The sequence below is a fragment of the Camelimonas sp. ID_303_24 genome, assembly GCF_053543495.1.
Genome location: NZ_JBLLJM010000014.1, coordinates 99,096 through 107,410, shown reverse-complemented (window position 1 = coordinate 107,410; position 8,315 = coordinate 99,096). Strand labels below are relative to the sequence as shown.

8 protein-coding genes and 1 pseudogene are annotated in these 8,315 nt (G+C 57.5%); 5 read left to right on the top strand and 4 right to left on the bottom strand.

Features of this window, described 5'->3' with window-relative positions:
- Positions 1–78: 78 nt before the first annotated feature.
- From ACERNI_RS13990 to ACERNI_RS13975, 4 genes and pseudogenes are all read right to left on the bottom strand, one after another.
- Positions 79–369: a hypothetical protein gene (locus ACERNI_RS13990; protein WP_448833898.1), complete on the bottom strand. Its 291-nt coding sequence runs from the start codon at positions 367–369 to the stop codon at positions 79–81.
- A 278-nt stretch (positions 370–647) separates the two neighbouring features.
- The gene (locus tag ACERNI_RS13985; RefSeq protein WP_448833897.1) at positions 648–914 is read right to left on the bottom strand and encodes a MafI family immunity protein; all 267 of its coding nucleotides are present in this window, start codon (positions 912–914) and stop codon (positions 648–650) included.
- Positions 915–1,129: 215 nt separating this feature from the next.
- Positions 1,130–1,393 (bottom strand): MafI family immunity protein, encoded by a 264-nt coding sequence (locus ACERNI_RS13980; protein WP_448833896.1) that lies wholly within the window; start codon positions 1,391–1,393, stop codon positions 1,130–1,132.
- A 263-nt stretch (positions 1,394–1,656) separates the two neighbouring features.
- A pseudogene (locus ACERNI_RS13975) lies at positions 1,657–2,418 on the bottom strand (IS5 family transposase).
- A 700-nt stretch (positions 2,419–3,118) separates the two neighbouring features.
- On the opposite strand from ACERNI_RS13975, the gene ACERNI_RS13970 reads away from it, so the two are divergent.
- From ACERNI_RS13970 to ACERNI_RS13950, 5 genes are all read left to right on the top strand, one after another.
- Positions 3,119–3,613 carry a hypothetical protein gene (locus ACERNI_RS13970; RefSeq protein ID WP_448833903.1) on the top strand — a complete coding sequence of 165 codons (495 nt, stop codon included), beginning with the start codon at positions 3,119–3,121 and terminating at the stop codon, positions 3,611–3,613.
- Between the two features lie 37 nt (positions 3,614–3,650).
- Complete coding sequence (gene ppk2 / locus ACERNI_RS13965) at positions 3,651–4,433, top strand: polyphosphate kinase 2 (RefSeq protein WP_448833895.1); 783 nt, start codon at positions 3,651–3,653, stop codon at positions 4,431–4,433.
- 199 nt (positions 4,434–4,632) lie between these two features.
- A complete protein-coding gene (locus ACERNI_RS13960) occupies positions 4,633–5,079 on the top strand; it encodes a hypothetical protein (protein ID WP_448833894.1) in 447 nt (148 codons plus the stop codon).
- Positions 5,072–6,304, top strand: a complete 1,233-nt coding sequence (locus tag ACERNI_RS13955; protein WP_448833893.1) for an HlyD family secretion protein — start codon at positions 5,072–5,074, stop codon at positions 6,302–6,304. The genes ACERNI_RS13960 and ACERNI_RS13955 overlap by 8 nt, the downstream gene beginning before the upstream one ends.
- Before the next feature lie 174 nt (positions 6,305–6,478).
- Positions 6,479–8,209, top strand: a complete 1,731-nt coding sequence (locus ACERNI_RS13950; RefSeq protein WP_448833892.1) for a SulP family inorganic anion transporter — start codon at positions 6,479–6,481, stop codon at positions 8,207–8,209.
- The last annotated feature ends 106 nt before the right edge of the window (positions 8,210–8,315 follow it).

Genomic DNA, 8,315 nt, shown 5'->3' with positions numbered 1-8,315 from the left:
ATCCGATGACTCCCTTCGGGAACCTTGAATCAGAAAACGCTTCAAAGCGAAAGTGCTTTTATGGGTCCGGAGCCTATATCAAGCGTGATTCTTTGTGTTTGTATTTTTTATTAAATTATTGAGCATATTAATGCTTGATTTCACAAATTCGCGATTTTCATCTGACAGCATCGTCTCATTAAGGCCCAAAGCTGTACTCGCTACCAATTCAATCTCTTGCGCAACTTTATCAATTTCAAAAAGAAATTGCATAATTATGCTAATAATTGAACGAATATCTGTAATATTATTTTGCATATATGCTGTATTGCCACTGTTATCGACGGCAGTGAGCCGCTCCAGCAAATTCAGTTGTTCATGCATATTCATATCAGTTCCTCGGCGCGGCAATGACCGTTACGATATTTTCCCGTGTATTCGTTGTCATCCGGATTCCGTTTTTCATTATAGTACTCATCTGTTCCATGAATCTTTCCATCTCCGACTAAATGCCTTTTCGAAACTGTGCCCTTGCAACACTAAATTCTCAATATTTTGCATTTAACCAAGCTCGCGGCCTGAAAATTTCTGTGCGCCATGATTGATTTTCGATTTCGAGGCGAATCGGACGGGAGTTGTTTTCTACATTCGATGAATAGCAGCCAGCTCTAATTAGATTTCATTGTTAGAATAAGATGGGAAAGGGCATTTTTGCGAAAATCCGCTTTTGTTGTGTATAAAAAATTTATTAAATTTACAATTTCGGCCTCACTTAAAGAAAAATCGCTGTCCGCTAGGCCGTCGCATAGAGTTTCCATCCCGAGCGCCGCCTCTCCGTGTTCAACGTAGTCAATAGACATCAAGATGATTTCGTTGCAGATTCGATTCTTGAAGCTTGTGATAAATTCAATTATCCGAATGCTGGAATTATTCATAATAGCTAATGTATCCGATTGAGTTTGGGAATAGGCCCCGTGTGAGGAAGCGCCGTAACTATCCTGCCTGTCGCAGGCTCACAAACTGCGCACACACGTACACCACCCCGAATCTCGAATGCCCCCCTGCGTGCGGGATCATCTTTAGCTGTGAAATTCCCACTACCCCCCTTTCTGAGCACACCACCAAGCCGGGCTTGATGCTGCATCTATAATTATTTCTTCACGTTATTTATTAAATTAATCAATTCACCAATATAAAAATCGATTTTCATCTCATTGGCGAGCATCAACACCGCTGCAAGCTCTGATACATCCAAGGATGTGTCATCTTCTGATAAAAAACTAATTAATGTTTCCATAGCAAGATAACTTTCTTTATTATTTACGTAGTCGATTACAGCAATTATTGTATCATCTTGCGCTTTTCCTCGCAATTGATTAGAAATCAATAGTATTTTATCAGAAAAATCGTTCATTGTGCCTCAATCAATTAGTTTGTAGTTTGGTTTCGACCCGGTGTGAGGGAGGGCGGAAACAACCCGTCCTGTGGCAGGCATACAAATTACTCGAATCTCCACGCCATCCCGCAACTCATACGATACCCATTTTGCAGGGCGACCATCCTTCAGTAAGTGCCCTCCATTTCCTTTCTGAGCATACCATTTCGTATTCCGAGGCGTCACGATATCCGACACCTCATACGCGATTTTGTCTCCAGACCACGTTTTACGGCGTAGACTCATAAGGTCTGACACCAGATGGGCGCCGCGATGAGCTTTACAGCGACCCGGCAGTTTTCAGGGCTCTTGTCGTAGCGGGTTGCGATGCCCCTGAACTGATTGATACGGTTCAATAACCGCTCGACATGATTGCGTCGGCGGTACACCCACTGGGAAAACGCGAAGCTGCCCTTGCGATTGTACCTGGGCAGCATATTGGCCCAGGCGTTTCGCTCCGCCATGGCCGCTCGCAGGTCATTGGTATCGTAACCACGGTGGCCAGCAGCACATGGCCGCCTTGTACGTCGATGGTCAGTGCTTCCGCCTGTGTGCAGTCGGCAACCTGCCCACCAGTCAGGCGCAGTTTGACCGGACGGCCTTCGGCATCGACGAGTGCGTGGGTCTTGCTCGTGAGGCCACTGCGGGAACGTCCCACGCCGCCGCCGTCTCCAGCCCCTTTTTTTCGTCGCGCCGTGCTGGTGGACGCGGACGCAGGTGGAGCCGATCATGACGATATCGTTCTCGTAAGCGTCTGCGACCGCTTCGAGAAGCCGATCCCATGCTCCGGCTTTTCGCCACCGGACAAATCGGTTGCGGCAGGTCGTGGAGGGGCCGTAGCGCTCAGGTAACTCCGCCCACGGCGTGCCTGTGCGGAACCGCCACAGGATGCCGTTGAGCACGCGCCTGTCGTCAACGCGTGGAACACCACGCTGCTTGTTGGGCAAAAGTGGATCTATAATCGCCCATTCATGGTCGGTCAGTTCGTAGCGACGACGGCTCATCAGGGCTCCCCACAATCTTGAGCCTTGAATCACCAGCTCACAAAACCGCAAACAATCTTATGAGGGCACGCCGTAGAGCGGATCAGCAATTTGAGACAGATGCGGGCAGCTTGCGCCAGCCGCGAAAATAGCGCCGACGGAGAGAAAAACCGTCGACGCTGGCAATGGCCAGGATTGAGCCGGAGCTGACGTCGCGCGTCCCGATTTTCACGCTGGCCGCGATGTGGCGAAGGCGTAGGTCAATTTGGCTTTCAGCTGGTTGGAGACCACATCGTTGCCTTTCCGTTTTGCCCTTGCCCTTGCACCAGCTCCCAGCGTGGCGACCTGCCCGGCTGGCGTTTTTCGGGATGCAGTTCCCACCCATGACCGGCCATCATGCATGACCTGCATCTGCATAAGCCGCTGAAGAGCGCGAGCCGGGGATCGTCCTCCAGAAACAGCCAACGAAACCCGCGCAAGATTCCATTGACAAGGATACACGAAGGTGGTGCTCTTATTTGCTGAAATTTGGCTGCCGTTAACTGAGAGAGAAAGTCCACGAGGTCGCAATTATTGATATAACAGCGATTGAATACTCCCGATGCGCATTATCGGGAGATGGTTTTATACGTACGAACGCCATGCTTGCATGCGAATAATGACCAGTAATTGGACCGGCATCTCGACGCGATTGACAGCAGAATCCGTTGGTGAGGTCATCATGGCGACAGCAAATCAACATCCTCATGCCGGCAGTCTTGCGGACGAGACTTTCATGTCGGCCGACGACCTCCGCAGTTACATGGCGGATCTCGAGATGGCGCGCGCCTCCAGGCTGGAGAGCGCCATGAGCAAGGCCGAGGAGGCGCAACGCAAGCTGATCAAAACCCTGAAGGAAACGATCGTCGTCACGCCTGAGAAGGTTGAGGAGATCAAGCATAACATCTCCTTCAAGACGCGCGCTGCGGCCAAGCGAGGCGAGACAGACGTTCTCGTCATGCGCTTTCCCAGCCAGCTTTGCACAGATGGCGGGCGCGCCATTAACAATGCCGAGGCAGGCTGGCCAGATACGTTGACAGGCCGGCCGAAACAGGCGTTTGAATTCTGGAAAGAGCATCTGCAACCCATAGGCTACCGGCTGCGCGCCCTGATTATCGACTGGCCAGGCGGGCTGCCGGGCGATGTGGCGTTTTTCCTGAGCTGGTCCGAAAAGTAAAACCTGCTCCTGCCAACCATCCGGGACGGAGGCAGACATGAAATCTGGCGACGGGGAACCCCTGAAGCGGGGCGTCTATGACCGGAAGCTGAGAGACCTGCACGCGAAGCTGGTGCAGCTTCAGGAGTGGGTGAAGCATGCAGGCGCGAAAATCTGCATTGTTTTTGAGGGACGCGACGGCGCCGGCAAGGGCGGCGTCATCAAGGCAATCACCGAGCGCGTCAGTCCGCGCGTTTTTCGCGTGGTGGCGCTGCCGCCACCCACGGAGCGCGAACGAACCCAGATGTATGTCCAGCGATATGTGCCGCACCTGCCCGCGGCGGGAGAGATCGTGATTTTTGACCGCAGCTGGTACAACCGGGCCGGGGTTGAGCGCGTCATGGGCTTCTGCACCGAGGATCAGGCGAAGGCATTCCTCCAGATCATTCCTGCGGTTGAACGAACCATTGTTGATTCAGGCATTATTCTGCTCAAGTACTGGCTCGAAGTCGGTGAAGAAGAGCAAACGCGCCGGATGCAGGAACGCATTACTGATCCAAGGAAGATCTGGAAGCTGTCGCCGATGGATCTGAAATCATATGCGCGCTGGTATGACTACGCGCGGGCGCGGGATGAAATGTTCAGGGCCAGCGATACGACATGGGCGCCGTGGTATGCGGTGCACTCCGATGACAAGCGCCAGGCGAGGCTGAACATCATCAACCACATGCTGAAATCCATTCCATATGAAGCGCCCCCGCGCGAGAAGATCAGGCTGCCCAAGCGGCAAAAGCCGGACGGCTATGAAGAAACCGATTTCGCCCGGAACTGGATTGGCTGAACCGGACGGCGCGCTGAGGGTTCAGCATGCACATCCCTCCATGCCGGGCGACGCGGCGAATGACGGAAACCGGGAGATTTCCGTGAAAGTGGTTATTTTACACGTGCGTTGATGCGTTTGACATTTGCTTCCAGCGCTACTGCCGGGCGGATGCAGATATCTGGCCAACGTCACCCGACTGTCAGGAGCAATGTGTTCTATGACAACCACCCTGCATCCCATGGCGCCGCACCATCTGCCCGGGTTTATCACCGCGCCGGGTGAGACCGATGTGCTGATGGTCGTCACCGCCATTATTCTTCTTGCGGCGGTGCTTGGGATCGGTCTGCTGTTTCTGCGGCTGCACACCCTGCCGGAGCGGCTGGCGCACAAATCGCAAAAATTGCAGTTTGAGATTGTCGCGGTGTTGGGACTGCTGGCGCTGTTTACCCATATGCATGTGTTTTGGGTCGCTGGCCTGCTGCTCGCCCTGATCGACATTCCGGATTTCTCCGGCCAGTTCGGCAGGATGGCGCATGCGCTTGAACGCATCGCGGGGACGCAGGGGCAGAAGCAGAAAGCCGGCGAGCCGGCCGAACCCGACGCAGGGAGCGCCGCGGCCAGCGAACAGCCCGCCGCCGGGCCGACGGAGGGCGGCCATGTTTGAGCTTATGTTCTGTTCCCTGCTGACAATTTTCCCCGATTACCTTTACCGGCGCTACCGGCAGGGCAAGCGTCTGGGCAAGGAAATCACCTTTTATTCCGTATGGTTCGAGTTGAGGTGGGGAATTGTTTCCTGCCTGCTCCTCACCATCGGCCTGATCACGGTCATCTTTTACAATCACCCGTCGACAACGAACGTAACGCTGATGTTCCGCACCGTTCCGATCGTGCCGGAAATCAACGGCCGCGTGGCGCAGATTTATGTCGGGATCAGCGGTCCCGTCGCCAAAGGCGCGCCGATTTTCAGGCTCGACAGCGCCAGGCAGGAAGCCGCCGTCGAAGCCGCCCGGCGCAAGATTGCCGAGGTTGACGCTGCGATCGTCGTCGCCCGGGCCGAAATCGCCGCCGACGACAGCCGGATTCTTGAAGCAAGGAGCGCGCACAAGCAGGCGCTTGACGAACTGGAAACCAAGCAGGAACTCAGGCGGAGGAACGACGATATCGTTGCCCGTCGGGAGATCGAGCGGCTGTCCAATCTGACGGCGGGCCGGGAGGCCGCGCTCATCACCGCGCAAGCCACCCGCGCGGCGGCCGAGACGCGGCTGGCAACCCAGCTTCCCGCCGACAGGGCGAGCGCAGTCGCTGCCCTGGCGCAGGCGCAGGCCGATCTGGACAGGACCGTCGTTTACGCTGGCGTCAGCGGCCGCATCGAGCAGTTTACCCTTCGCGTTGGCGACATCGTCAACCCATTCATGCGGCCGGCGGGCGTGCTCATTCCCGATGAAGCGGGCCGCAACATCCTCCAGGCCGGTTTCTCGCAAATCGAGGCCCAGGTGATGCGGCCCGGCATGGTGGCCGAGGCGACATGCATGTCAAAGCCATGGGAGGTGATCCCCATGGTGGTGGTCGGGGTTCAGGATTTCATAGCCGCCGGCCAGGTCCGGGGCGGCGAACAGCTTCTGGACGCCCAGCAGGTGGCGAAACCAGGAACCCTGCTGGCATTCCTTGAACCACTTTATGCGGATGGACTTGACGGCGTGACCCCCGGCAGCAGTTGCATGGCTAACGCCTATTCGAACAATTACGATCTGATTGCCTCAGGCAAACTGTCAACGGGCCGCAAAATGGCGCTCCACGCCGTCGATGCTGTCGGTCTGGTGCACGCCCTGTTGCTGCGCATCCAGGCGCTCATCCTCCCTATCCGGACGCTTGTTTTCAGCGGCCACTAGGGCGACTTCCGGCCGCACAGGATCCTGTCCAGTCAGGATTTGCCTGCAAGAACGAAAACTGGAGCAATTGCAGCTCCAGATGACCGGAAAGACCGCCGCGCCGCAGCGAGAACAAGGCGCCGATGGGTCGCGTTATACGGGTCCCGGATCTTCGGGGCCCCGGCAACCGGAACAATGGTCATGACGCGGGTGATGGCAATAGCAAGGGGCCTGCTTCCCTACAAACCGGAATGGCTGCGCCTGGACATCACCTCCGGCTTCGCCATCGCCGCGGTTTCCATTCCCAGCGCCATCGCCTACCCCGCCATCGCGGGCCTGCCGGCCGAAACGGGGCTTTACGCCTGCATTCTGTCTCTTGCCGGTTACGCATTGTTTGGCCCGTCACGGAAGCTGGTGGTTGGGCCTGACGCCGCCACCATGACCGTGCTCGCCGCCACCCTCGCCACCCTGCCGCTGGCCAATATGGCGGATCGGGTGGCGGCGGCGGCGGCGCTGGCGCTGATCGTTGGCGCCTTCTGCATTATCGCGCGCTGGCTGCGGCTTGGCGTTGTCGCCTCGTTCCTGTCCCGGCCGATCCTCATCGGCTTCATCAGCGGCATTTCGGTCTCGATTCTGGTCGGCCAGATTGGCCGCTTCACCGGCGTCCGCATCGAGTCTGACGGTCTGGTGGCGCCGGTTCTCGAGATCGTGCGAAAGGCCGACAGCATTCACTGGCTCAGCGTTCTGTTTGGCGCCGCCATGCTCGCATTGCTGGCCATTGCGGCGCGACTGCGCTCCCCGATACCCGGACCCGTCATCGTTGTGTTTGTGGCTGTGGCGGCGTCAGCGCTGTTTGATCTTGAACGCCGGGGCATGAAGGTCATTGGCAGCCTGCCCGACGCGCTGCCGCGGCCGGCGCTGCCGGCCATCACCAGCCTGCCGGCGCGGGAGCTGTTGCTGGGAGCCGCAGCGATCTGGCTGGTGGGGGTCAGCTCCGGCCTTGTCGCGGCGCGCAGCTTTGGCGCGAAGGCTGGCTTCAGCGTGGATGCCGACCGGGAGCTGACCGGTCTCGGCGCGGCCAACATCTTTGCCGGAATGTTCAGTGGTTTTCCTGTTACGGTGTCGGATTCACGCACGGCGATCAATCTCGCCACGGGCGGACGCTCGCAACTGGCTGGTCTGGCAGCTGCTCTTGTCCTGACGGTGCTGCTGCTTTTCCTCAACGACGCGCTGCGGGTTTTGCCGAACGCGGCGCTGGGCGCAATTCTCGCCTTCGCGGCGGTAGGTCTGATCGATCTTCAGGGCCTGCGGGAGACCTGGCGGATCAGCCGCATGGAATTTGGGTTCGCGCTCATCAGCATGTGGGGGGCGATCAGCCTCGGCGTCCTCAGCGGCGTCATCATCGCCATCGCCGGCACCCTGCTCTACGTGCTGTTGAAGGAAATGCGCCCCCGCGACGCCCTGCTGGGACGGGTTCCCGGGCGGCCAGGTTTCTACAAGCTCCACCGCATCGGCGACGCCGCTCCACCAGACCAGATGATTCTGTTCATGATCCAGGGCAGCATACTGTTTTTCAACGCTGACTATATCCGCGCCAGGCTCGACAGCGTTGCCAGCGCCGCGCCCTCCGGGACCACGCGATTTGTGCTTGATGCGGGCGCCATCGCCCAGATCGATTCGACCGCCGCGATCATGCTGCTGCAATGGCGCGCAGACCTGCTGGCGGCGGGAATGACGCTGGCTATCGCGGAATTGCACAAGGAGCCCAAAGATATTCTGGCGCGGGCCGGCTTCTTTGACGGACCAGGGGCAACCGTCGTGTTCGACGACCTGGAAGACGCCGTTCAGGCCCTGAGACAGGAGCAGATTGTCCCGCAGGAGCCTGCAAACGGCCCTGCGCCGAAGGGGCGGGATAGTCTGGATTGAAGAGAAAGCCGGGCTCAGGGGCAGTTTCACCGCGCAGCCGCTCCGGATGCTATTGCCGCGCCCCCCGGCCGCTGATCTACTCCAGTCGCAACCGCAACCGGATACA

Excerpts from the sequence above, each read along its gene's own strand:
- ppk2 (WP_448833895.1), top strand. The coding sequence starts at position 3,651 with ATGAAATCTGGCGACGGGGAACCCCTGAAGCGGGGCGTCTATGACCGG.
- ACERNI_RS13970 (WP_448833903.1), top strand. The coding sequence starts at position 3,119 with ATGGCGACAGCAAATCAACATCCTCATGCCGGCAGTCTTGCGGACGAG.
- ACERNI_RS13950 (WP_448833892.1), top strand. The coding sequence starts at position 6,479 with ATGGTCATGACGCGGGTGATGGCAATAGCAAGGGGCCTGCTTCCCTAC.
- ACERNI_RS13990 (WP_448833898.1), bottom strand. The coding sequence starts at position 369 with ATGAATATGCATGAACAACTGAATTTGCTGGAGCGGCTCACTGCCGTC.
- ACERNI_RS13985 (WP_448833897.1), bottom strand. The coding sequence starts at position 914 with ATGAATAATTCCAGCATTCGGATAATTGAATTTATCACAAGCTTCAAG.
- ACERNI_RS13960 (WP_448833894.1), top strand. The coding sequence starts at position 4,633 with ATGACAACCACCCTGCATCCCATGGCGCCGCACCATCTGCCCGGGTTT.
- ACERNI_RS13955 (WP_448833893.1), top strand. The coding sequence starts at position 5,072 with ATGTTTGAGCTTATGTTCTGTTCCCTGCTGACAATTTTCCCCGATTAC.
- ACERNI_RS13980 (WP_448833896.1), bottom strand. The coding sequence starts at position 1,393 with ATGAACGATTTTTCTGATAAAATACTATTGATTTCTAATCAATTGCGA.